Origin of the sequence: Paenibacillus sp. FSL P4-0176, from assembly GCF_037975265.1 — a bacterium.
GTDB lineage: Bacteria > Bacillota > Bacilli > Paenibacillales > Paenibacillaceae > Paenibacillus > Paenibacillus amylolyticus.
In genome coordinates, this window is record NZ_CP150242.1 from 2,632,367 (window position 1) to 2,657,629 (window position 25,263).

The window sequence follows — 25,263 nt, forward strand, 5'->3', positions numbered from 1 at the left end:
GAGGACGGTCATGACTTCGGAATTTATTATCGGTCTGGCCGGGAAAGCGGTATACACGTCATTGCTGGCCAGCGCACCTATGCTTATACTAGCTCTGGTTGTAGGACTTGCAATCAGTATTTTTCAAGCGACAACTCAAATTCAGGAACAAACATTAGCTTTTGTGCCCAAGATTGTTGCCGTACTTCTGTCAGTACTTTTGTTTGGACCTTGGATCTTAAATATCCTGGTCGATTTCACGTTTAACATTCTCGATAATCTATACAGATACATAGGGTAGGCTTTAGCAGATGGAGACATTGTTGCAAAGTTTCCCTGTCGCTCTGCTTATGTTTTGTCGAATCACATCATTTTTTGTAACTGCGCCAGTTTTTTCGGCTCGAAATGTGCCGGCTTCAGTTAAAATAGGTATCTCTGCATTTGTCACATTATCTGTCTATCTGATTTACGGAATAGACCAGACCGTACCCACAGACCTGAGTTATGTCTTATTGATCATCAGAGAGATTCTAATTGGCCTGCTTTTAGGTTTTGTGGCTTATCTGTTGATGACGGCTGTTCAGACTGCGGGGACCTTTATCGATCTACAGATCGGTTTTGGTATGGCCAATGTATACGATCCAATGACAGGTGCTTCAGCTCCACTTACGGGTAACTTGAAGTATGCATTTGCTATGCTTCTGTTTCTAACGATGAATGGTCACCATTATTTGCTGGATGCGATAGTTTACAGTTACCGGTGGGTACCATTATCTAATGTGTTTTTCCTACGGTTGGCAGATGGAAGTATTGCTGAATTTTTGATTCAGACCTTAGGTCAATCATTTATGCTGGCTTTTCAGATGTCGGCTCCGATTGTAGTTGCGTTGTTTTTGACGGATGTTGGATTGGGTTTTTTGGCCAAAACTGCTCCTCAATTTAATGTATTTGCAGTTGGGTTGCCGCTTAAGTTACTCGTTGGTCTTGCTATTTTGCTTTTGCTGGTTCCCAGTTTCTCCTTTGTATTTAGTCAATTGTTCGAAGCGATATTCAGATCGATGGAAAAATTGCTTGGAACCATTGGACAAAGGCCCGGCTGAGTGAAACGGAGGAAAAGACACGGATGAAACTTCAACTCGACCTCCAGTTGTTTTCAGGGGAGAAGACGGAGAAAGCTACCCCGAAAAAGAGACAGGATACACGAAAAAAAGGACAGGTTGTAAAAAGCGCTGAACTATCTGGCGCATCCATTCTCCTAATCGTGTTTTTGATCATGATGGTATTCAGCAATTTCTATAAAGAACGTATAGTTCGTCTGTTTACAGATATCTTCATCAATCGATTGAGTATGGATATCACCGGAGAGAATGTGATGGCGCTTATGATGCGCTATGGCATTGAAGTTTTGTTATTGATCGCTCCCGTTTTGCTGGGTGCGTTCCTGGTTGCTTTGATCGTTAACTACATGCAAGTTGGTTTTCTTCTTGTAGGGGAAGGTTTGAAGCCAAAACTTGAGAAACTGGACCCGATTAAAGGTTTCAAAAATATATTCTCTCTCCGCTCATTAGTGGAATTTGCTAAATCCATTTTGAAAATGTCGCTTATCGGTTATCTCGTTTACAGTACAATTAAAGGCTACCAGTCAGATATTGCTTCACTTTCTCATTTTTCATTGGATGCTATTTTACATTTCGCTGCGTCGATTACTTTAAGTCTTGGTATCAAGATTGCAGTGGCATTAATGATACTTGCGATATTTGATTACATGTATCAAAAGTATGACCATGAGAAGAAGATTCGTATGTCCAAGCAAGACATCAAAGACGAGTACAAGAAAATGGAAGGTGATCCGCTGATCAAAGGTAAAATCCGGGAACGCCAGCGTCGTATGGCTATGCAGCGCATGATGCAGGAAGTGCCAAATGCGGATGTGATCATCACGAACCCGACCCACTTTGCGGTTGCGCTAAAGTATGAAGGTTCCGAGATGGAGGCACCACAGATTATTGCCAAAGGTCAGGATTATGTCGCCTTGCGTATTAAGGAAATAGCCAAAGAAAACGGTGTTATTACGATGGAAAACAAGCCGCTGGCACGGGCATTGTTCCAGAGAGCCGAGATTGGTGACGCTATACCGGCCGATTTGTTTCAAGCGGTAGCTGAAGTGCTGGCTTATGTATATAAACTAAAGGGCAGAACGAAATAAAAGGGGATCGGAGGCCGTACATTCATTGAAGATTAAAGATATAGCTGTCCTTGCGGGTATCATTGGCATTGTGTTGATGATGATTCTTCCGATCCCAACCTGGCTGTTGGACTTGTTGCTGGTCGTCAATATTTCAATTGCACTGATGATACTCCTTGTTGCAATGAACAGCAAAGAAGCGTTACAGTTTTCTATTTTTCCAGCTTTGCTGTTGATCACTACACTATTCCGACTGGCTCTGAACATTTCGACTACCAAGCTAATTCTTGGTGAAGGGGATGCTGGAGCTGTAGTTGCTACCTTTGGTAGCTGGATTGCTGGAGGGCAAATTGCAATTGGATTTATCGTGTTTTTGATCCTCGTTGTCGTTCAGTTTATCGTTATTACAAAGGGGTCTGAGCGCGTAGCTGAAGTTGCTGCCCGATTCACCCTTGATGCGATGCCTGGTAAACAAATGAGTATTGATGCGGATCTGAATGCGGGTCTGATCAACGAGCAACAAGCTCGTGAGCGTCGTTCCAAAATTGAACGTGAAGCCGATTTCTATGGAGCGATGGATGGAGCAAGTAAATTCGTAAAAGGTGACGCAATTGCAAGTATTATCATCCTCCTGATCAATCTCATTGGTGGATTTATTATCGGTATGACTGTGCATGGGATGGCTTTCGCAGATGCGATGGCAACGTACTCTGTACTGACTATCGGAGATGGATTGGTAAGCCAAATCCCGGCTCTGCTTATTTCCACAGCAGCAGGACTTATCGTCACCAGAGCGTCATCAGAAGGAAACCTGGCAGATGATATTACGGGGCAACTGTTTACATATCCAATACTAATTTATATCGTAGCTTTCGTTATTGCCATGCTCGGTTTCTTCACACCAATTCATGTTATTACTACGCTTCCGTTGGCAGGTGTGTTGGCATATGCCGCGTGGCGTATGCAGAATAATCTGAATTTGAAACAAGTAGCGGAAGAACAGTTGGAAGAAGAACAGCAGATTGAAGAGGTTAGAAGTCCTGAAAGTGTAATTAACCTGCTTCAGGTGGACCCTATTGAGTTTGAATTTGGTTATGGTTTAATCCCGCTTGCTGATAATCAGCAGGGTGGGGACTTATTGGATCGGATCATTATGATTCGGAGGCAGTGTGCTCTTGAACTGGGGTTGGTCGTTCCGGTTATACGGATTCGAGATAATATCCAGCTCAGACCCAATGAGTATGTTATCAAAATCAAGGGTAATGTGGTAGGTGGCGGAGAACTGTTGTTGAATCATTACCTTGCCATGAGTCCTGGCTATGATGAGGAGTCTGTGACAGGTATTGAAACGACGGAACCTGCTTTTGGACTTCCGGCACTATGGATTGATGAAGTAACCAAAGACAGAGCCGAACTTGCAGGATATACGGTCGTTGATCCGCCTTCCGTTGTGGCTACACATCTGACGGAACTGATTAAGAAACATGCGCATGAGTTACTTGGAAGACAAGAAACAAAAGCACTTGTGGATAATCTCAGAGAGAACTATTCTGCCCTTGTGGATGAACTGATCCCTTCTCTACTTTCCATTGGTGATGTACAGAAAGTGCTTGCTAAGTTATTGCGTGAGAAAATATCTATTCGAGATATGGTTACCATCTTCGAGACACTGGCTGACTATGGTACGTATACGAAAGATCCTGATGTGCTGACTGAATACGTCAGACAATCCCTCTCACGTCAGATTACTCAGCAGTTCTCACAGAAAGGTGAGACACTTCGAGTGATCACGGTTGGACCTGGTCTTGAGAAGAAAATTGCTGAAAGTGTGCAACAATCGGATCAAGGCAGTTATCTTGCGCTAGACCCTGTATCTACACAAAGTGTATATCAGAAGCTCAGTGAACAAGTGAACCGTTTGATTCAATCAGGTCAACAACCTGTTGTATTAACTTCTCCAACCATTCGGATGTATCTGCGTCAGGTTATTGAACGTACTATGCAGGACATTCCTGTGCTTTCCTACAGCGAGTTGGAGCCGAATGTTGAAATTCAAAGTATCGGGGTGGTGAACTTATGAGAGTAAAACAATACGTTGTTGAGACCATGCCCGAAGCTATGCTTCAAATTCGCAAAGACCTGGGAAGTGATGCCGTTATTCTGTCCACCAAAGAGATTAAGGTGGGCGGTGTGATGGGAATGTTTCGCAAAAAACGGATCGAAGTTGTAGCTGCAGTGGATAAGGAAGAAAACAAGCAAACAACAAAGCCAGTACAAAATCAATTCACACCTGTACCTCGTGCATTTGTACCTGAGGCTTATCGGCAAACAGCTCGTTCGTTTGTTGCGGCTTCTGATGAGTCGGTGGCAACGAATACAGCTGATCAAAGTGTACAGGACCAATCTGCGGCTGCACCGTCTGTGTTTGAATCGCGTAATATCGGTTCAAACATAGACAGCGGCTCAGGTTCTTCGAGCACGGATCATAAACCGCGACCGCAAGGGGCGGATTTTTCGGGTTCAACAACTGGTCCGAAGCCAACAGGTTCTGACCTGCAGCAGGATAAGTTGATGACTGAATTGCAGGATCTTAAACAGATGGTGACCAGGCTTTCAAAGCAAGGTACTTCTGCAGACCCTGTGCCAGAGGAACTGCATACGATCCGAGAACGTTTGACAGAACAAGATGTTTGGCCTGAAGTGTGGGAATCCTGGTTTGATTCAATTCAAGCAAAATGGTCTGAGGATGGATTAAAAGAACAGGGTGTAGAGCAAATAGTGAAGCTTGAGGTTATGCACTTTTTGGAGCAACGTATTGAAGAAGGCATTCTTCCTACCACGCGAATCGTCTATGTAGCTGGACCAACCGGTGTAGGGAAAACTACGACAATTGCAAAATTGGCTGCTGAACAAATGTTCAAAAAACAGCGTAAAGTGGGATTCATTACATCAGATACGTATCGAATCTCGGCGGTAGAACAGCTTAGAACGTATGCATCTATACTGAATGTTCCACTTGAGGTGGTGCAATCGCCTGGTGATACACAACGTGCCATTTCTCGATTAGAGAATTGTGATTTGATCTTTATGGATACAGCGGGTAGAAACTACAGAAATGAATTACTTGTTTCGGAACTGCAAAGTTTGCTTGCTCCTGTAGAGAATAGCGAAACCTTTCTGGTCATGAGTATGACTTCCAAAAGTGCTGATATGGTGCAGATCACGGAACATTTCAGTAAATATGGACTGGATAAGGTGATTTTCACCAAAATGGATGAGACTGGGAGCTGCGGTCCGCTATTTAACTTGTTACACCGTTTTCCACTCAAGCTCGCATATGTGGCAAATGGACAAAATGTTCCGGACGATTTGTTGAAACCAGATGCAGATTCGTTGTCCAAACAGTTGCTGGGAGAATGGTCACAATGAAGGATCAGGCAGCTGCACTTCGAAGTATGGTCTCCGCGCCATTGGAATTGGAAGGCATTGAACGAGATATTCGATCCTCGAAAATCATTACTGTGGCCAGTGGTAAGGGAGGTGTTGGCAAATCCAATTTCACACTGAACTTTGCCTTGGCATTGCAGGCTTTGGGGCAAAAGGTACTTGTATTTGATGCCGATATTGGAATGGCTAATATTGATGTTCTTATGGGTACGTCTTCTTCCTATAATCTTTACCACCTGTTGTACCGACAAAAATCCATAAGGGAAATCATACAACTGGGTGCCAGTGGCTTGCCTTACATTGCTGGAGGATCGGGCATGAAAGAGTTGTTCTCATTGTCTGATCGTGATCTGGAGTTTTTCGCCAGTCAAGTCGAGGATATTGCCCAGGAAATGGATTATGTCATCTTTGACACTGGGGCAGGACTCTCCAGAGAGAATATGAAGTTCATCGGTGCTGCTGATGAATGCCTGATTATAACTACACCTGAACCGACTTCAATAACCGATGCTTATGCTTTAGTCAAAGTTATGCACGGCCAGGAAAATGCTACGCCCTTTCGGATGATCGTTAACCGGGTGGAAGACGAACGAGAAGCGGAACGGGTGGCAGAAAAAATAGCTGGAGTGGCGAGGCGGTTTTTGCAGACGGATATTCCGCTTCTTGGGTATATTTCAGAAGACGCCCAGGTAGTCAAGGCGGTTAAAAGGCAAATGCCCTATAGTCTGGCTTATCCGAATGCCAAAGCCTCTAAAGATATAGAGAAACTTGCTCTTCGTTATCTGGCTGTACCTGCAACTCCGGGATCCGGAACCTTGACAGGAATCAGGGGATTTATGAATAAGTGGCTTAAACGAACAACATGATTTCTGAATAAAGGAAACAGGGGTGACACAACATGGCGGCGTATCAAGTATTGGTTGTCGATGATTCCGCTTTTATGCGTAAGATTGTTACGGATTTGATCCAAGCGGATCCGGAATTCAAGGTTACGGCAACGGCATCAAACGGTAGAGAAGCGATTCAAAAATCACTAGAATTGAAACCCGATATTATTACAATGGACGTTGAGATGCCCGAAATGAATGGGTTGGATGCATTAAAATCAATTATGAAGGAATCTTTCGTTCCTGTGATTATGCTCTCTGGTATCAATGAACAAGGCATGAAAGAAACCATTATGGCGCTTGAAGCTGGGGCATTTGACTTCATTCGCAAACCATCTATTTCACATGACCAGGATATTGCTCAAGTTGGTAAAGCCTTGGTTGAGCGCATGCGAGCTGCGATGAATGAGATCAAAAGAAAAGCTGATCGTGAGTTATCCATGAAAAATAGAGACATGTTGCGAGGAGCAGTTGTTCCCCCAACTCAGCCAGTGCAGAAAGAACTGCCGGCTAGGGATCGAGCGGAGCCTGTGAAAAAAACGATCGAACCTGTTGAGACGATTCAACGCTCTCTTCGAGAGCGGACTGAAGCCTTTCAGGCCAAAGCAAAGAAACCAATTGAACCATTGTCACCTTCAAAACCAGGTCGCGTAGAGAATAAACCGGAGCCTTTGCCAAAGGCTGAGCGTAATTTGGGGACGAAGGCAGAAAAAGCAGTGAGGTCAGCTAATCCAGTACAGACTCCAAAGGAAGTTCGACTACCTAATGCAGCTAGAGTGGCAGCTGATCAAATAGCGGCAACTTCTGCCTCTGCAAAAGCCAAGGATGTAATCAAGCCTAATCCTGTTCCCAAAGGTGGAGGGGGGCTGGAAGGACCATTCAACAAACTTGTGGCAATAGGTTGTTCTACGGGTGGACCGAGGGCTCTCAAGACATTGCTCGAGCAGTTGCCTGCTGATTTGCCTGCACCGGTCATTATTGTGCAGCATATGCCGCCCAATTTCACACGTTCTCTGGCTCAACGATTGAATACATTCAGTCCACTGCATGTGGTTGAAGCTGAAGAGGGCATGGTTCTGAAAAAAGGAACCGCCTATATAGCACCTGGCGGATTCCATGTGAAAGTTAACAAAACAGCAGACGGGAAGTTTATCGTGAAGCTGACTGAAGATCAACCAGTGAATGGACATAGACCTTCAGTGGATACGATGTTTGAGTCACTTCTGCCGTTTACATCTTTACAAAGGCATCTTGTTTTGCTAACGGGAATGGGAAGTGATGGAGCACGTATGATGAAGAGATTATACGAAGCCGGAGTTACATCAACCTTTGCCGAGAATGAAGAAACATGTGTTGTATATGGTATGCCGCGTTCTGCTGTAGAGCTGCAATGCGTTCGTCATCTTCTGCCATTGCAGGAGATTGCTTCTAAACTTGTTCAAGCAGTGAAATAACGGAGTGTAACTCACGGAGGAGGTGCCTCACAATGGACATGAACCAATATTTATCCATGTTTATTGATGAGTCTAATGATCATCTGCAATCGCTTAACGAAAACATGCTTCAACTTGAAGGCAATCCGGAAGACCTGGGCATAGTTCAGGTTATATTCCGCTCTGCTCATACCTTGAAGGGTATGGCAGCAACTATGGGCTTTGAAGATTTGGCATCACTGACACATAAAATGGAAAATGTGTTGGATCTGGTTCGTAATGAGAAGTTGAAAATGCAGGATTACATTTTTGATACCATGTTCAAGAGTCTGGACGCTTTGGAAACTATGGTTCAAGATATTACCGAAGGTGGACAAGGTAAAGCAGATGTGTCGTCGATCGTAGCTTCACTTCAAGCCATTGAAAATGGTGAAATGACAAACGGAAATGGACCTGCTACAGAAACAAACAAGCCGGCTAACGCTTCAATCTCTTCGGCCGTGGAGCTGGATGAATTCCAATATTCAGTGCTGGATCAGTCGATCGCCGAAGGTCATCGTGTGTTCTACGTGGATGTGCTTGTTAGCGAGCATAGCCAGTTAAAAGGTGTACGGGCTTATATGGTCTTTGATATGCTGGAACGTTCAGGTGAAGTCGTTAAGGCTTACCCATCCGTTCAGGATATTGAGCAGGAGAAGTTTGAGCGCAGTTTCTCGTTGTATTACATAACAACTAAAGAAGCGCACGAACTGGAAGAAGGCATCATGAGTATCTCTGAAATTGAAAGTGCAAAGCTCATTCAACTGGATCAGGAGACTCTTCAGCAGATGGCCAATCAGGTAGCAGCTACAGTTGAAGCGCCACCCGCACCAACAGCTGTAGCTGAGGTTGCTTCGCCGGATAAGAATTCTGTACCCAAAGAAGAAACCACAACGGCACCAGCTAAAACAGCTGCACCGAAGCAAGCTGCTGCACCTTCACGTACCATTCGTGTGGATATTGAACGTCTCGACGTATTGATGAACCTGTTCAGTGAATTGTTGATTGACCGTTCACGTCTGGAGCAACTGGCCAGTGAAACAGGCAACAATGATTTATCTGATACAGTAGCTCATTTAAGTCGAGTTAGCACAGATTTGCAAAATATTGTACTGAAATTGCGAATGGTTCCGGTAGATACCGTATTTAATCGATTCCCGCGCATGATCCGTGATCTGGCTAAGACACTTGATAAAAAAATCGATCTGGTGATTACAGGTGCTGAGACGGAACTGGATCGTACGGTAATTGATGAGATTGGTGATCCGCTTGTGCATTTACTGCGTAACGCGGTTGACCATGGTGTGGAATCCATTGCAGAGCGTGTAGCTGCAGGTAAACCAGAGATGGGTACAGTAAACCTGCGTGCCTTCCACAGTGGAAATCACGTATTTATCGAAATTGAAGATGATGGTAAAGGTATCTATCGCGACAAGCTTTTGAAAACCGCGATCAAACGTGGTGTTGTAACCGAAGAACAAGGTGCCAAAATGAGTGATGATGAAGTGAATCAGCTGTTGTTCGCACCTGGTTTTAGTACTGCTGATATTATCTCGGATATCTCTGGCCGGGGCGTTGGGTTGGATGTAGTAAAATCGAAGATCACTTCGCTTGGCGGTAATGTAACGATTCATTCAATTCCAGGCAAAGGAACGAACTTCTCTGTTCAGCTTCCGTTGACACTATCCATTATTGCTGCAATGCTTGTACGACTTGGTTCTGAGAAATATGCTGTTCCGTTGTCTTCCATTGTAGAGACGGCCATTGTACAACGTGAGCAAGTTCGTAATATTCACGGCAATAAAATGATCACGTTCCGTGAGTCACTTATTCCGTACTTGTCTTTGAGCGAAGTATTCTCTGTACCGGATTTCAATGACGCTGATGAGCAAGAAACAGAAATTGTCGTGATTCGCAAAGGCGACCGTCTTGCAGCCGTAGCTGTTGAAGAATTTATTGGACAAAGTGAGATTGTTCTCAAATCAATGGGAACCTATCTTCCTGCTATTGAAGGAATCTCTGGAGCAACCATTCTCGGAGATGGGCAAGTAGCCCTGATTCTTGATCCTAATGCATTTATTAAATAAGCATAGAGCTAAGTGTTACATTTAATAGGGAGGTTTTTTACATGGAAGAAGAGTTGAAAGTCATCGTCTTTAAATTGGGTTCCGAAGAGTATGGTATTGAGGTAGACAAGGTTCAGACGATTGAGCGCATGATGCCAATTACCCGTGTTCCCAAGACACTTTCCTTTGTAAAAGGAGTTATTAATCTACGCGGTGTTGTAATTCCGGTCATTGATCTACGCGGTCGTTTCTCCCTTCCGGAAACGGAATACACGGATCAGACTCGTATTGTTATCGTAGGTGTAGACGACATGCAAGTTGGCTTTATCGTAGATTCTGCCAATGATGTTATTGATATCAAGAGCAGTGCGATCGATAGCCCACCAGAAGTGGTTGGCGGCGTCAAAGCGAGATACCTGCGAGGTGTTGCTAAATTGGAAGATTCACGCTTGTTGATCATGCTCAACCTAAACGAAGTATTAAATAAAAGCGAGATTGTACAGCTGGAAAGTGTTGAGGGCTAGTACCGTGGAGATGTTCAACCGATTTGAGGTATTCCAGATGGATGTGCTCAAAGAGGTCGGTAACATTGGAGCAGGCAACGCCGCAACGGCGTTGTCTCAACTCCTCAACAGACCGATTGACATGGGTGTACCTACAGTACAAATGCTCCCTTTTGAAGAAGTTGCCGAAAAAGTGGGCGGAGATGAACGCATCGTGGTTACCGTGTTTCTTCGTGTAGAAGGCGAGGCACCGGGAAATCTTTTCTTTATGATGACACCAGAGGCTGCTAAAATGTTATTAAATAGACTTGCCGGGTTTGATCTGAAAGAAGGACTTGATTTTACAGATATGGAACAATCAGCGCTTTCCGAGATTGGAAATATTTTGGCTGGATCCTATCTTTCTTCTCTGGCAGATTTCACGAAGTTGTCTATGTATCCAACTGTCCCTGGACTTGCCATCGACATGGCAGGTGCCATTCTAAGTTATGGCTTGCTGCAATTTGGCGAGATGGGTGACGCTGCATTGTTGATTGACACATCTTTCTTTGAAGGTGAAGATCAAGTTGAGGGTCAGTTTTTCCTCATTCCGGATCCACCATCCTTTGCAAAGATATTTGAATCGCTAGGGGTGCCACTGAGCTATGATTGAGGACAAAAGCGTCGTTAAAGTCGGTATGGCGGATTTAAACATCGCTCATCTTCCTGGTGTAATCCGTACGACTGGCTTGGGTTCGTGTGTGGGATTAACAATGTATGACCCACATTTGAAGCTGGCTGGAATGGCGCATGTCATGCTTCCTACTTCAGAGATTGCCCGTGAAGGGAAACTGAACACTGCGAAATATGCGGACACGGCGTTGCCTGAGCTTTTGGAAAAGATGATTAAACTAGGCGCTTCTCGCTCACGTATTGTGTCTAAAATGGCCGGAGGCTCTCAGATGTTTGCCTTTGCTGGCGCTGGAGATACAATGCGTATTGGACCAAGGAATGCAGATTCTTGTCGAGAGTGGCTTCAAAAACTAAATATCCCTCTTCTAGCAGAAGATACGGGTGGGAATTATGGACGAACGATTGAGATGGATTGTGAAACTGGACTTTTGACTATTCGAAGCGTACAAATGGGTGTAAAGGAACTATAAGACTATGATAGGAAACTACCGCATTAATCTTGGAGCAGGCATCGTTGGGTTTATTCTTACTTTTTTTGTAGCATACAGCAGCAATGTGCTGATGACCAGTTTAATTCGCGGATTGATCGGATTCGTAGCCTGGTTTGTCCTTGCATATGGTTTACGCTGGGGATTGGGATTGCTGCTGAACCCTCAGATCGAGGGAAATGGGTATGGTTATGATTCATCAAGTGCTCAAGATCAAAGAGGTTCACAGGTGGACATTAAAATCGAAGACGATGGACAAGAGCTGAATGATTTGCTCAAGAGTGGACAGAACGCTTCATCTGGGGACGATCTTCCGCCATCTGAGACGAAAGCTCCAACGGGATTCGCCCCTTTGGATCCGCCTAAACTTGTCCGGACCAAGGATCCGGAGGAATTGGCGCAGGCCGTTCGTCACCTGACAGACAAATAAGGAGGGTGAAAGTAATTGAACGAGCGTAAAGCTTCACATTTGAACCATTCTGATCTGTGGGAAAAGTGGAAAGAACATGGAGATCTTGAAGCCAAGAAAACGTTGATTGAAAAGTATCTTCATATTGTAAATTATGTATCCGGTCGACTGGCTGTTGGTTTACCCAAAAATGTTCCCAAGGATGACTTGGAGAGCAATGGCGTTATGGGGTTAATTGATGCATTGGAGAAGTTCGACTATGAACGTGGTCTGCAATTTGAAACTTATGCATCATGGAGGGTCCGCGGAGCCATTCTTGACGGTCTGCGTCAAGGTGATTGGGTTCCGCGTTCTGTGCGTGAGAAGGCCAAGCGAATTGAAGACGCCTACCAACAGCTGGAACAAAGTTATCTCAGGTCTGTTAGTGATGAGGAAATGAGCGAGTACTTGGACGTATCCACTAAAGATTTTCAACATATGCTTCAGGAAGTGGCAGTCATGTCACTTTGCTCGTTGGAGGACCCAATTCGTGAGGAAGAGTCTGAGACTCGTCTGTCTTTGATGGTGGATGAGAAAGCTAAAAATCCGGATTATAAAGTGAATGAGTTTTATTTGAAGGAAGCTTTGGTGCAAGGGCTTGACAAGTTGACGGTAAAAGAGAGAACGGTTGTTTCACTCTTGTATTACGAAGATCTTTCTCTTAGTGAAATTGCTGAGGTTATGTCTCTTTCTCCGTCTCGTATATCCCAGTTACATTCCAAGGCAATATTACGATTACGCGGCACGTTGGACAAACAGAAAGATTTGTTGATGCGTAAAGATTAATAGAGAGAAGTAATATCATTGGAGTTTGGGGAGTGGAAAGTCTAAAAGGGGGAAGAATTGCGGTGACACAGCGGACTGCTTTGGAACAATGTTTAAACATTGTTTTATCGGACGACAAATGCACAGCCTACCTTGAATTTTCCAAAGAGGAAGAAGGCTTTGCCTGCACGATCGATGAACTTGAACAATTTGTGGCAAACAAGGGCATCAAACAAGGTGTATCGCGAGAGGCATTATTACTTTTTGTGAACAACCCTGAAACCTATTTGAAAGATAAATACAAGATTGCAGAAGGTGTCGCTCCCATTCAAGGAACAGATGGCTTCATCAAGGTCCTGGTTGGAATGGACGATACGAATGAACGACGACCACTGGAATCGGAAGATGGAACTGTCGATTACAAAGAAGTGACCCGATTAAACAATGTCCGTAGTGGTCAGATCATTGCAGAGCGGATCGCTCCTAGCGATGGCATACCAGGCAGGGCAGTAACGGGTGAGGAAATTCCTTATCGTCCGGGAAAAGAAGCTCGGTTTAAAGTTGGGAAAAACGTTGTGATTAACCCGGATGGTTCTGCGATGTATGCTGCACTGGATGGGCTGGTTACCAAAACGGACGGTAACAAACTGAATGTGTTTCCGGTTTATGAAGTCAATGGTGACGTTGACTACAATAACGGTAATATCGACTTTGTAGGCACAGTTGTCATACGAGGCAATGTACTTACCGGATTTAAAGTAAAAGCAGCAGGGGACATTCGTGTCGTCGGAGGTGTCGAAGGAGCTGAACTGGAAGCAGGCGGCTCAATCGAAATTACCGGTGGTATTATTGGTTATAACAAAGGACTGGTACAAGCAGGCCATAATGTTAAATGTACTTTCATTCAAGAAGGCAACGTAGATGCCGGTGAAGATGTTCTGGTTTCCCAAAGTATTATGCATTCTAATATTCGTGCTGGCCACGGTGTCATCTGTGCGGGAACCAAGGGTCTTATTGTTGGTGGCTCGATCCAGGCTGGCCAGAACGTCTCAGCGCGTGTTGTGGGCAACAGCATGTCCACGGTCACTTCCATTGAAGTTGGTGTGCTACCAAAGCTGCGTAACGAACTCAATGATTTGCGCAAGGAAGTCAGAGAGCAGATGGATTCCTTGGACAAAACGAAGAAAGCTTTGACATTGCTGGATCAATTAGCTGCCGCTGGACAACTAACTCCAGATAAGATGTCGATGCGAATCAAGCTGAATGCTACGCAGAAATCTGCTCTTCGTATAAGTGAAGAAACGAAAATGCGTATCTTTGAAATTGAAAAGGCACTTGAAGATACAAGTAATGCTCGTGTTGATATTCTGAAGATGATTTATGGAGGCTCTAAAATAGTTATCGGCAGATACACGAAATTTATTAAAGATCCAGTGAGTCGAATTTCATTTTATTATCACGATGGTGATATTACGATGGTTCCATACGTTTAAGTACAGCATTCAGGCACAGGAAGAAATCCATTCGAAACCGTGAGGTGAGCGTATGAGTTTCAAAGCAGTGGAGTTGCAGATTGCGGTACCACGAACAAGTGAAGCGGGACGTTATCAAAGTGAAGCCCAGCAGCGACCGATTACGGATCAGAATCTTTTGGCAGAGCAAACGTCGAAAGAAGCAAATGAAGCAAGGCAACGAAGTGAAGCAATGGACGAAACTTCACAGACTTCGGTGCGTGATGGGCATAACCATGATGGAGATCAGCAGAGTGGTTCCGATGGACAGGAGACGGTTCAGTCTCAAGCTCAAGAAACTGTGAAACCTGCAGAGCACCCTTACAAGGGAAAACACATAGATCTGTCTTTATAATAAATGGTTGTTATGGACATGCAGTCTTGCGCACCGATGGTTGAATCAGAAGGAGAGAACCCAATTTGTCACCATGGATCATTATTGTCATATTAGGGGCCTGCGCCATCGCCTACGCTTGTATTATGCCACGGAAAAACAAGGTGCAAGAGCCTGGGCATCAACTGGTGCAGGAGATGGAATCTACGCTTGAGCACTACATGACCGAGATCGAAAATGATAATGATGCTCTTATTCAACGTGTGGCTGAAATGAAGGGAGAAGCGACAGCAGCCGATCAACGTATGCAATTGCAACTTCAGGAATTACAGCAGCGGTTGGATCAGCTGGAACAGAGCAAAAAGAATGAAGCTGTCGCATCACCTGTTCCACACTCCGGTAATGTATCCGTACAATCTTCCGAAGGTTTGCAAGCACAAGCGCTCGTGAAAAGTGTACAAGCAGAGGCGGCCCAGCAGGCGTTAGAAGCAGACCAACAGACCAGTGAAGTCGAATCTTTGCCTGGGCGTGAATCGATTAAAGATCGATATGCAGAACTCTTTAATCTACATGCTGAAGGTAAGTCGATGGATGCCATATCCAAGCAGACAGGCATTCAGCGAGGTGAGGTACAGTTAATACTGCAACTGGCAGAACGGGAGGAAAGCTAAGTCATGGACAAGCGATCCTTATGGATTGGTCTGGGGAGCGGCATGATTATTGGTGCGGTTTTGCTTCAACTGGCCACAGTTGGACAAAATGCATTGTCGGATAGTAATCTGGACCCCGAGCAGACTGCCAATATGACCAAAGAACAGCTTGAAACGGCCGCGAAAACCTTGGATATGAAGTTGGTCGGTTCTGAAGAGGAACTATACACAGAAGCAGAGTGGGTGGCAAAGAAAAAGCAGGAGAGCAGTGAGTTGCAGGGGAGTACAGCAACACCGCCAGAGACAGCAACCTCTACGGAAACACCTACCGAGCCTGAGAAGCCACAAGAGCCTGCTGCAAGTGAAGGTGAAGGGCAGAAAGAGATAACTGAGCCGAAGACAACAGAACCTGTAACGCCAAGCAATCCGAAAGGCGCAACAGTATCATTTAAAGTACGTTCAGGCAACAGTCTGGCGATCGTTGCAGCAAACCTAAAAACTGCGGGAATCGTAGATGATGCTCAAGCATTCATAAAGGCTGGCAAGGCTGAGCGAATCAATACCAAAATCCAGGTGGGTACCTATGCGCTTGAAAAAGGCGAAAGTTTCAAATCCATTATCGCAAAAATCACGAAAGAACCGTCAAACTGAGCATGCTCGGACAGGACGGTTTTTGCGTATTAAACGGTACATTTTCAAAGCTTGATAATAATTAGCGCCTGAGTTACATATCAAGTTTAAAATGATTCGATACTAGCAAAAAACGAAAAGTAGATTTTAGCTTCAAAGACTGTTGCATCGGACAGTCAGTTATGCTATATTAGATAACGGTGTTAAAACACACGCATGTGCTAATTTTGTTGAGGGTGCTTTCCTTATGGAGAGTCTTGGCGAAAAATGATGCCGGCGGAGGACACAATAAAAACCATATTAGGAGGTGTGTGAAGATGGCAGTAATCTCCATGAAGCAGCTTCTCGAAGCTGGGGTACACTTCGGTCACCAAACTCGTCGTTGGAACCCAAAAATGGATCGTTATATCTTCACTGAAAGAAACGGAATTTACATCATCGATTTGCAAAAAACGGTGAAAAAAGTCGAAGAGGCTTACAATTTCGTTAAAGGAATCGCAGGAGAGAATGGTAAAATTCTTTTCGTGGGTACTAAGAAACAAGCTCAAGATTCTGTTAAAGAAGAAGCTGAACGTGCTGGTCAATTTTACATTAACCAACGCTGGCTCGGTGGTACCCTGACTAACTTCCAAACTATTCAAAAACGTATTGATCGTTTGAAACAGTTGGAAGCTTGGGAAGAAGACGGTACATTCGCTGTATTGCCTAAAAAAGAAGTAATCTTGCTTCGCAAAGAAAAAGATCGTCTGGAGAAATTCTTGGGCGGTATTAAAAATATGAAAGGCCTGCCAAGCGCCCTGTTCATCATCGATCCACGCAAAGAGCGTATCGCTGTTGCGGAAGCTCGCAAATTGGGTATCCCAATTGTTGGTATCGTTGATACTAACTGCGATCCGGATGAGATCGATTATGTTATCCCAGGTAATGACGACGCGATCCGCGCTGTTAAATTGCTGACAGGTAAAATGGCTGATGCTGTAATCGAAGCTAACCAAGGCGAAGAAACTTCCGCTTAATAGATTCGAACATATGTTATAAACTAAATGAAAAGGGTGGTTGGCAGGTGGATAACCTCTCACTGCCCTTTTTTTAGAGTGTACGTACAATACTTAATGTTGGAGGGAATTTATAATGGCAGTTAATGCGAGTGCAGTAAAAGAACTTCGCGAAAGAACGGGCGCTGGTATGCTCGATTGCAAAAAAGCACTGGAAGAAGCAAACGGTGATGTAACAAAAGCAGCTGAATTGTTGCGTGAGAAAGGTCTTTCTGCAGCAGCAAGCAAAGCAGGCCGTGCAGCAACTGAAGGCGTTGTTGAATCTTACATCCACGCTGGTGGACGTATTGGTGTCTTGGTTGAAGTTAACTGTGAAACAGACTTCGTTGGTAAAACGGATCAATTTAAGGATTTCGTTAAAGATGTAGCTATGCAAATCGCTGCAGCTAATCCTAAATTCGTTACACGTGAAGAAGTTCCTGCAGATGAGCTGGAAAAAGAAAAAGAAATTCTGAAAGCTCAAGCTCTTAACGAAGGCAAACCAGAAAAAATCATTGAAAAAATGGTTGAAGGCCGTATCGGTAAATACTACGAAGAGTACTGCCTGCTGGAACAAACTTTTGTTAAAGATCCAGACAAAACGATCTCTCAATTGCTGAACGAAAAAATCAGCCAAATTGGTGAAAACATCTCCATCCGTCGTTTCGTTCGTTACGAACTGGGTGAAGGTCTTGAGAAAAAAGTAGACAACTTCGTAGAAGAAGTAATGTCCCAAGTAAACAAATAAGACGGTTTCTATAAACCGGCGAGCAGAATTGATTTTCGAAGATATAAGAATGATGAAACTTCGAAGCGTAAACTCCCTTATATCTCAGGAAAACAGTGCCTTACCGGTTAAACGTTTTTCCTAAAAGAGCGGAACACAACTGTGTTCCTTTCTTTTTAAGCAGGAGGCCATGCGCGAGAAGTTTTGTTGGTTGAACACCAAGCGTGTTCGATTCAAAGTGGAGGGTGAATAATTGGAACAGCCAGTATTTAAACGTGTTGTCTTAAAGGTCAGCGGAGAGTCTCTTTCCGGTCAAAACGGCTACGGTATTGATGCAGATACGATCTCGTCGATTGCCCAACAGGTAAAAGAGGTTGTTGCACTTGGTGTACAGGTTGCTATTGTATGTGGCGGCGGAAACATCTGGCGTGGAATTGCCGGTAGCGAAAACGGCATCGATCGTGCAACTGCCGATTATATGGGTATGCTGGCGACAGTAATGAACTCGCTGGCACTGCAGGATGCTTTGGAACAGATTGAAGTGCCTACGCGTGTACAGACATCTATTGCAATGCAACAGATTGCAGAGCCTTATATTCGTCGTAGAGCTATTCGCCATCTGGAGAAAGGCCGGGTCGTTATTTTTGCAGCAGGTACAGGTAACCCGTTCTTTTCCACGGATACAACAGCAGCACTGCGCGCAGCGGAGATTGAAGCAGAAGTTATCTTGATGGCCAAAAATAAAGTTGATGGTGTATACTCAGCAGATCCGTTTAAGGACAGTACAGCTGTGAAATTTGATCAGTTGACTTACATGGATATTCTTAACAAAGACCTTGGTGTAATGGATTCAACGGCATCCTCGCTTTGTAAGGACAACAACATCCCGTTGATCGTATTTGCCATTACGGAACAAGGTAACATCAAACGTGTTGTTCTGGGCGAACGTATCGGAACAATCGTTAAAGGGAGTGTAGATTAATGCCACAAGCGGTTAAACAACATGCCGAAGAGCGTATGGAAAAAGCAATTCAAGCATTGCGTCGTGACCTGGCTACTTTGCGTGCAGGCCGCGCAACTCCAGCTCTTCTGGACCGAATTCAGGTAGAGTATTATGGAGCAATGACGCCATTGAATCAACTCGCTAATATCAGTACTCCGGATTCCCGTACACTGATGATTCAGCCTTGGGACAAATCCTCCATGAGTGACATCGAGCGTGCCATCATGAAATCGGATCTGGGTCTTACTCCAGCCAATGATGGTAGCATGATCCGTTTGTCTATTCCGGCATTGACGGAAGAACGTAGAGCGGAACTTGTTAAGCTGACGAAGAAGTTCGGTGAAGAAGGTAAAGTAGCGATTCGTAACATTCGCCGTGATGCGAATGATGACATCAAGAAACTGGAAAAGTCAGATATTTCTGAGGATGAATCCCGGAGACATCAAGATGATATCCAAAAATCGACCGACAAGTTTATTGCTGAAGTCGATAAGGTACTCGCTGCCAAAGAAAAAGAAATCATGGAAGTGTAAGACAAGCGCAGCCCCTCCAATACGGTGGGGTTTTGTCTCTTTTTCCAAGCTTCAGATAAAGAAACTTCAGGGATTTTGGAGGAACAGGAATGATCAAACGGGTTCGGTCGTGGTGGAATGGGGCTGACAAGCAGGAAACGCTGACTATATCCGAGGACAATATCCCGCAGCACGTCGCCATCATCATGGACGGCAATGGACGATGGGCCAAACGTTTGGGGCTGCCGCGTATAGCCGGGCACCAAAATGGCATGAAGGCGGTCAAACGTGCGACCATCGCGGCGGATGAACTGGGCATCAAATATCTGACGATGTACGCTTTTTCGACAGAAAACTGGACGCGTCCAAAAGAAGAAGTGGATTTTCTGATGCGACTTCCGCAAGAATTTCTAGCTATAGAGCTGGATGAACTTATAGAAAAAAATGTGCGCATTCGCATGATGGGTCAAGAGGAACATTTACCTTCTCATACCATTAATGCCTTGCGGGAAGCCATTCGTCTTACGGAACATAATACAGGTCTCGTTTTGAATTTTGCAATGAACTATGGAAGTCGTCGTGAAATGACGGACTGTGTTAAACAGATCGCTCTGCAGGTGAAATCGGGGGAACTATCGGCAGAGGATATAACACCTGAACTCATTGATAGACATATGCTGACGGTTGACATGCCTGATCCGGATCTGCTGATCCGGACGAGCGGAGAGTTGAGATTAAGCAACTTTATGCTTTGGCAGCTTGCATATAGTGAATTATGGTTTACGGATATATACTGGCCCGAATTTGGCAAAAAGCATTTGCTTGAAGCAGTAGCCGAATATCAGCGCAGAACAAGGCGTTACGGCGGTTTGAAATAGATGGAGGATGAAGCCGTTGAAACAGCGACTAACGACAGGAATCATAGCAGGTGTGTTGTTTTTAGGTTTTTGCATGCTGGGCGGACCCTGGTACCATGGTTTGGTATTGCTTATGGCTCTCATCGGTTATTATGAATTTGTTAAAATGACCGGGGTGATGCCTTTTTCAGGTGTGGCCCTGATTGGATATGCTGGTGTGTTTGCCATTGTGTTTCCTTGGGAAATGTTTTGGGAGGCAAGACCGCTATCCTTATTTCAGGTCATCTGGATAGTAATGCTTGTACTGATGACAGCTTCGGTTGTCACCAAAAATAAGGTTCCCGTGAATACAGTGGCCATGCTTTTCCTCGGCGTGTTGTATATAGGGATCGGTTTCTATTACATTGCAGAATCCAGACATCTGCATCATGGGTTGTTCTGGACGTTCCTGTTGCTGGGCTCCATATGGGCCAGTGATGCAGGAGCTTATTTTGTAGGGAAACTCATTGGTAAAAACAAACTGTGGCCTTCTATCAGTCCAAACAAAACTATAGAGGGTGCACTGGGTGGCATCGTAATTGCAATTGTTACTTCTGTTATTTTTGCATTAGTATCAGATGGTTTGCTTTCCTGGCAGAGAGCGATTGTGATCGGAATTGCCTGTGCAGTTGTAGGTCAGATGGGTGACTTGATCCAGTCTGCATACAAACGTGTATATAATATCAAGGATTCAGGCAGTCTTCTCCCAGGGCATGGAGGCATTCTTGATCGGTGCGACAGCTGGATTGTTGTTTTTCCATTCGTACATATACTAATGCTACTGCCCTACTAAAGAAGAACATGAGTCTGAGATAACAGCATTGTTCGCCGTAGGCATTGGATAATTAAAGATGAGGTGCAGCATGAAAAAAATTGCGATTCTTGGGTCAACCGGTTCCATTGGAACCCAGACACTGGATGTAGTTGACATGCATCCAGAACTCTTTCAAGTGGAGGGACTGGCTGCCGGAGGCAATACAGACCTGCTGATCGAACAAACCAAACGTTACCGGCCGAAGAAAGTATCAGTGGGGTCCAAAGAACTGGCGGAGAAGATAGCTCCACATTTGCCAGCAGGAACGCAACTATTTTATGGCAACGAAGGACTCGTAGAAGTTGCGGCAGGAACCGATGCGCATACGGTTGTTACAGCGGTGGTGGGCAGTGTTGGATTGGAGTCAACGCTTGCTGCCATAGATGCAGGCAAACAGATCGGACTGGCCAATAAGGAGACATTGGTTACAGCGGGGCATATCGTTACGACAAGAGCGGCTGCCAAAGGAGTTTCTTTACTGCCCGTTGATAGTGAGCACTCTGCTATATTCCAATGTTTAAATGGTGAAAACAAAGAACGCCTGACAGGCATCACGCTCACCGCTTCAGGTGGATCATTCCGTGATCTTACCCGTGAACAGTTAAAGAACGTGACTATAGAGGATGCACTTAAACATCCAAATTGGTCAATGGGCTCCAAAATCACGATAGACTCGGCAACGATGGTTAACAAGGGGCTCGAGGTCATTGAAGCACATTGGTTATTTGGTCTTCGATATGATCAGATTAATGTATTGCTTCACCCAGAGAGTGTTATTCATTCCTATGTGGAATTTGATGACACAAGCATCATCGCACAACTGGGGAATCCGGATATGCGAGTTCCAATTCAATATGCACTGACTTACCCTGACCGCTTGCCATCACCGGCACAGCGTCTGTCTCTTGCTCAAGCTGGGAAATTACATTTCCGTGATATGGATATGGAACGGTTCCCGTGTTTAAGAATGGCGTATGAGTGTGGTAAAATGGGAGGAACCGCAACAACGGCGTTTAATGCAGCCAACGAGGTTGCTGTAGCCCGTTTCTTGCGTAAAGAGATTTCATTCCTTAAAATAGAAGATATTATTGCTTCTGTGCTGGAAGCACACCACAATGTGGACGAGCCTGATCTTCAGGAGATCGCGCGTTGTGATCAGGAGAGCCGTAAGCTTGCGGCGAGTCTGTAATCTCTTTTTTCATAACAAATTGGAAGAAGTGATTCTCTTGTGCGGCATCAGAGAATAATGATAATCTAGAGGGACAGACTGCGGTATGTGCCGTGAAGGAGGATGGATAGGGATTGGAAACCATACAAGTGGTATTTCTAACGGTGCTCATGTTCTTTGTCATCGTGACGGTTCATGAATGGGGGCATTATTATTTTGCCAAACGCGCCGGTATTCTTGTACGGGAGTTTGCGATCGGTTTTGGTCCCAAATTGTTCTCATATAAAAGAAACGAGACCCAGTTTACATTGCGTTTGTTGCCTTTTGGTGGATATGCACGGATGGCAGGGGAAGATCCGGAACTGGTAGAGATCCAGGAAGGACAGACCATTGCGGTAAGATCAGCGGATGACCAGGTGAAGATGATCTATCTGGATCAGCTGGATAACCGTAAAAATGTAATACGTGGTGAAGTCATCTCCATTGATATGGAGAGAGCGCTGAAGCTTCAACTCGATGTAGATGGAGAGATTCAGGAGTATCGTATTCATCCTCAAGCAATGTTGGTAAGTCGTGGTAAACAAACGCAGATTGCACCGAAAGATCGTCAATTCGGCAGCAAAACTGTTGGACAGCGTGCATTGGCTATTTTTGCGGGCCCACTCATGAACTTTATCTTGGCCTTTGTGCTGTTTGCTGTATATGCCCAGATGGCAGGAGTTCCAGTGGAAAATCCAAAAAATCTTGTAATTGGTGAAGTGCTTGAAGGTGGGGCAGCCGATGAGGCGAACCTGCAAAAGGGCGATATTATCGAAACCATCAATGGTACTGCAATTGGTACGGATTCACAAAAAATGGTGTCGATGATTGCCGATTCCAAAGACAAGCCGATGGAATGGACGCTGCGCCGGGGTTCGGATACGTTTAATATAACGATTACTCCACGTGCTGTAGAAGGACAAGAGGGCGGTAAAGTGGGAATCGTACCTACGTTACCAACCCGATCTGTTGGATTTGTAGAGACATTTAAAGTCTCAGGCGTGGCCATGGTTGATACAACCAAAATAATATTTGAAGGTTTTAAACATCTGATCAATCAGTTCAACATGGATGATATCGGTGGTCCAGTTCGCACATTTGAAGTGACAGGACAAATTGCTAAACAAGGGATTGAACAGTTAACGAGATGGGCAGCGATTTTGAGTCTGTACCTTGGGATTTTCAACCTGCTACCAATACCTGCACTGGACGGCAGTCGTCTGGTATTTTTGGGAATTGAAGCGCTGCGCGGCAGACCTGTTGATCCCAATCGCGAAGGCATGGTGCATTTCGTCGGATTTGCGATGTTGTTTGTGTTGATGCTGGCAGTAACTTACAATGATATATTACGTTTAATTAACGGATAATTACGGTTGGACTACGCTCTGGACATTCAGAGATAGTCGTTATGGGAGGACGCTGGAGTCTTATGTCAAAGGAAAATGATAAACAGTTCGTGACTGAAATCACACCACAGGGTGAGGATTTCTCACGCTGGTACATTGATGTTATCAAAAAAGCTGATCTCATGGACTATGCACCCGTACGCGGTTGTATTGTGTTCAAACCAGACGGATTTGAAATCTGGGAACATATTAAGGATGAGTTGGATCGTCGTTTCCGGGAAACGGGTCATCGCAACGCCTACTTCCCGATGTTCATTCCTGAGAGCTTCTTTCAAAAGGAAAAAGAGCACGTGGAAGGTTTTAACCCTGAATTACCATGGGTTACGGAAGCTGGCGGAGAGAAGCTGGAAGAACGTCTGGCAATCCGTCCTACATCCGAAACGATTATTGGTCACATGTATTCCAAGTGGATTCAGTCTTATCGGGATCTTCCGGTACTGATCAACCAGTGGGCTAACGTAGTTCGTTGGGAAAAAAGAACATTGCCTTTCCTTCGCACAAGTGAGTTCCTGTGGCAGGAAGGTCATACAGCGCATGAGACGGAAGAAGAAGCACGTGAAGAAACGATGAAAATGCTTCAGATTTATCGTGAAGTGGTTGAGGAATACTTGGCTATTCCTGTAATTGTGGGTCAGAAAACCAAGTCCGAGAAGTTTGCGGGTGCGGTGGATACCTACTCGATCGAAGCCATGATGAAGGATGGACGTGCAGTACAAGCAGGTACATCTCACTACATGGGGACGAACTTTGCAAAAGCATTTGAAATCCAGTATCTTAGCCGGAATAATGTGCTGGAGCTGGCTTACACTACTTCATGGGGAGTAAGCACACGTTTGATCGGTGCATTAATTATGGTTCATGGAGATGACCGTGGTCTCGTACTTCCTCCTAAAGTCGCACCGACTCAAGTGGTCATGATTCCAATTGGACCTCCTAAAACACGTGATGCTGTGGTTGGGCGTGCAGATGAGTTGTTCACTGAGTTGAAAAAAGCTGGAGTCCGTGTGAAAATGGATGATCGCAGCGATGTTCGCCCAGGTTGGAAATTCAATGAATACGAGATGCGCGGTGTTCCGATTCGTCTGGAGATTGGTCCACGTGATATGGAAAATGGCGTTTGTGTACTCGTATCACGGATCACAGGTGAGAAGAAAGTGGTAGAACAAGCAAACCTGGTAGAAGAGATCCAGGCTATGCTGACACAGATCCAGGTAGATATGTTAGAGCGTGCTCGCACATTTATGTCGGATAACTTCTACTCCGTGGATACACTCGATGAGATGAAAGAACTGATGGAAAATAAACGCGGGTTTACACTGGCCGGATGGTGCGGTTCGGAAACTTGCGAAGATAAAGTAAGAGAAGTCACAGGTGCAACAAGCCGGAACATTCCGTTCCAGCCTGCGGAAGAAAAGCATACGTGCCTGGCTTGTGGTGAACAGGCAGAACACACAGTTGTGTTTGCAAGAGCATACTAAGTCAGGGTCACATGACTATATACATTGAACTAAACATTTACATGAGAACGTAGAGAACAGAAATAACCTGAAGAAGCGGAGCTAAAAGCTTTCTGAAAGAAAGCTACATCGGAAGCATACACTGCGCCTTTATCCCCGGATTTTCCCCT

The 25,263-nt window shown here is 44.8% G+C and carries 26 protein-coding genes; all 26 read left to right on the top strand.

Annotated features, from left to right (window positions below):
- Window positions 1-10 precede the first annotated feature (10 nt).
- The 26 genes from fliQ (at window position 11) to proS (ending at window position 25,114) form a co-directional block, all read left to right on the top strand.
- Window positions 11-280, top strand: a complete 270-nt coding sequence (gene fliQ / locus MKY95_RS12175) for a flagellar biosynthesis protein FliQ (RefSeq protein WP_017689172.1) — start codon at window positions 11-13, stop codon at window positions 278-280.
- A gap of 10 nt (window positions 281-290) precedes the next feature.
- The gene (gene fliR, locus MKY95_RS12180; protein WP_036609353.1) at window positions 291-1,079 is read left to right on the top strand and encodes a flagellar biosynthetic protein FliR; all 789 of its coding nucleotides are present in this window, start codon (window positions 291-293) and stop codon (window positions 1,077-1,079) included.
- 23 nt (window positions 1,080-1,102) lie between these two features.
- Window positions 1,103-2,185: a flagellar biosynthesis protein FlhB gene (gene flhB / locus MKY95_RS12185; protein WP_179086416.1), complete on the top strand. Its 1,083-nt coding sequence runs from the start codon at window positions 1,103-1,105 to the stop codon at window positions 2,183-2,185.
- Window positions 2,186-2,210: 25 nt separating this feature from the next.
- On the top strand, window positions 2,211-4,244 hold the full coding sequence (gene flhA, locus MKY95_RS12190) for a flagellar biosynthesis protein FlhA (RefSeq protein WP_036609349.1): 2,034 nt from the start codon (window positions 2,211-2,213) through the stop codon (window positions 4,242-4,244).
- Window positions 4,241-5,593, top strand: a complete 1,353-nt coding sequence (gene flhF, locus MKY95_RS12195; RefSeq protein ID WP_036609346.1) for a flagellar biosynthesis protein FlhF — start codon at window positions 4,241-4,243, stop codon at window positions 5,591-5,593. The genes flhA and flhF overlap by 4 nt, the downstream gene beginning before the upstream one ends.
- Window positions 5,590-6,477: a MinD/ParA family protein gene (locus MKY95_RS12200; protein WP_017689167.1), complete on the top strand. Its 888-nt coding sequence runs from the start codon at window positions 5,590-5,592 to the stop codon at window positions 6,475-6,477. The genes flhF and MKY95_RS12200 overlap by 4 nt, the downstream gene beginning before the upstream one ends.
- Window positions 6,478-6,509: 32 nt before the next feature.
- Window positions 6,510-7,952 carry a chemotaxis-specific protein-glutamate methyltransferase CheB gene (gene cheB / locus MKY95_RS12205; RefSeq protein WP_036609344.1) on the top strand — a complete coding sequence of 481 codons (1,443 nt, stop codon included), beginning with the start codon at window positions 6,510-6,512 and terminating at the stop codon, window positions 7,950-7,952.
- Between the two features lie 32 nt (window positions 7,953-7,984).
- Window positions 7,985-10,057, top strand: a complete 2,073-nt coding sequence (locus MKY95_RS12210) for a chemotaxis protein CheA (protein ID WP_339198932.1) — start codon at window positions 7,985-7,987, stop codon at window positions 10,055-10,057.
- A gap of 41 nt (window positions 10,058-10,098) precedes the next feature.
- A complete protein-coding gene (locus tag MKY95_RS12215) occupies window positions 10,099-10,560 on the top strand; it encodes a chemotaxis protein CheW (protein ID WP_036609340.1) in 462 nt (153 codons plus the stop codon).
- A 10-nt stretch (window positions 10,561-10,570) separates the two neighbouring features.
- Window positions 10,571-11,191 carry a chemotaxis protein CheC gene (locus MKY95_RS12220; RefSeq protein ID WP_100529443.1) on the top strand — a complete coding sequence of 207 codons (621 nt, stop codon included), beginning with the start codon at window positions 10,571-10,573 and terminating at the stop codon, window positions 11,189-11,191.
- The gene (locus MKY95_RS12225) at window positions 11,184-11,681 is read left to right on the top strand and encodes a chemotaxis protein CheD (protein WP_091031874.1); all 498 of its coding nucleotides are present in this window, start codon (window positions 11,184-11,186) and stop codon (window positions 11,679-11,681) included. The genes MKY95_RS12220 and MKY95_RS12225 overlap by 8 nt, the downstream gene beginning before the upstream one ends.
- A 4-nt stretch (window positions 11,682-11,685) precedes the next feature.
- Window positions 11,686-12,129 (top strand): hypothetical protein, encoded by a 444-nt coding sequence (locus MKY95_RS12230; protein WP_253507499.1) that lies wholly within the window; start codon window positions 11,686-11,688, stop codon window positions 12,127-12,129.
- Window positions 12,130-12,144: 15 nt separating this feature from the next.
- Window positions 12,145-12,933: a FliA/WhiG family RNA polymerase sigma factor gene (locus tag MKY95_RS12235; RefSeq protein WP_017689160.1), complete on the top strand. Its 789-nt coding sequence runs from the start codon at window positions 12,145-12,147 to the stop codon at window positions 12,931-12,933.
- Window positions 12,934-12,995: 62 nt separating this feature from the next.
- Window positions 12,996-14,405: a FapA family protein gene (locus tag MKY95_RS12240; protein ID WP_076249810.1), complete on the top strand. Its 1,410-nt coding sequence runs from the start codon at window positions 12,996-12,998 to the stop codon at window positions 14,403-14,405.
- A gap of 52 nt (window positions 14,406-14,457) precedes the next feature.
- A complete protein-coding gene (locus MKY95_RS12245) occupies window positions 14,458-14,778 on the top strand; it encodes a hypothetical protein (RefSeq protein WP_036670379.1) in 321 nt (106 codons plus the stop codon).
- Window positions 14,779-14,843: 65 nt separating this feature from the next.
- On the top strand, window positions 14,844-15,428 hold the full coding sequence (locus MKY95_RS12250; protein WP_036670381.1) for a hypothetical protein: 585 nt from the start codon (window positions 14,844-14,846) through the stop codon (window positions 15,426-15,428).
- A gap of 3 nt (window positions 15,429-15,431) precedes the next feature.
- Entirely contained in the window at window positions 15,432-16,058 is a 627-nt protein-coding gene (locus MKY95_RS12255; RefSeq protein WP_036670382.1) for an endolytic transglycosylase MltG, read from the top strand.
- A gap of 296 nt (window positions 16,059-16,354) precedes the next feature.
- Entirely contained in the window at window positions 16,355-17,053 is a 699-nt protein-coding gene (gene rpsB, locus MKY95_RS12260; protein WP_017689155.1) for a 30S ribosomal protein S2, read from the top strand.
- Window positions 17,054-17,168: 115 nt separating this feature from the next.
- Window positions 17,169-17,819 (top strand): translation elongation factor Ts, encoded by a 651-nt coding sequence (gene tsf, locus MKY95_RS12265; RefSeq protein WP_036609326.1) that lies wholly within the window; start codon window positions 17,169-17,171, stop codon window positions 17,817-17,819.
- Between the two features lie 232 nt (window positions 17,820-18,051).
- Window positions 18,052-18,780, top strand: a complete 729-nt coding sequence (gene pyrH, locus MKY95_RS12270) for a UMP kinase (RefSeq protein WP_017689153.1) — start codon at window positions 18,052-18,054, stop codon at window positions 18,778-18,780.
- Window positions 18,780-19,334, top strand: coding sequence for a ribosome recycling factor (gene frr / locus MKY95_RS12275; RefSeq protein WP_036670384.1), 555 nt, complete (start codon window positions 18,780-18,782; stop codon window positions 19,332-19,334). The genes pyrH and frr overlap by 1 nt, the downstream gene beginning before the upstream one ends.
- Window positions 19,335-19,423: 89 nt before the next feature.
- Window positions 19,424-20,191 (top strand): isoprenyl transferase, encoded by a 768-nt coding sequence (locus tag MKY95_RS12280; RefSeq protein WP_017689151.1) that lies wholly within the window; start codon window positions 19,424-19,426, stop codon window positions 20,189-20,191.
- Window positions 20,192-20,207: 16 nt separating this feature from the next.
- Window positions 20,208-21,002: a phosphatidate cytidylyltransferase gene (locus MKY95_RS12285; protein ID WP_036670385.1), complete on the top strand. Its 795-nt coding sequence runs from the start codon at window positions 20,208-20,210 to the stop codon at window positions 21,000-21,002.
- Window positions 21,003-21,072: 70 nt separating this feature from the next.
- Entirely contained in the window at window positions 21,073-22,212 is a 1,140-nt protein-coding gene (locus MKY95_RS12290; protein WP_036670386.1) for a 1-deoxy-D-xylulose-5-phosphate reductoisomerase, read from the top strand.
- A 113-nt stretch (window positions 22,213-22,325) separates the two neighbouring features.
- Window positions 22,326-23,597: an RIP metalloprotease RseP gene (rseP, locus tag MKY95_RS12295; protein WP_036609317.1), complete on the top strand. Its 1,272-nt coding sequence runs from the start codon at window positions 22,326-22,328 to the stop codon at window positions 23,595-23,597.
- Window positions 23,598-23,659: 62 nt separating this feature from the next.
- Window positions 23,660-25,114, top strand: a complete 1,455-nt coding sequence (proS, locus tag MKY95_RS12300; protein WP_036670387.1) for a proline--tRNA ligase — start codon at window positions 23,660-23,662, stop codon at window positions 25,112-25,114.
- The last annotated feature ends 149 nt before the right edge of the window (window positions 25,115-25,263 follow it).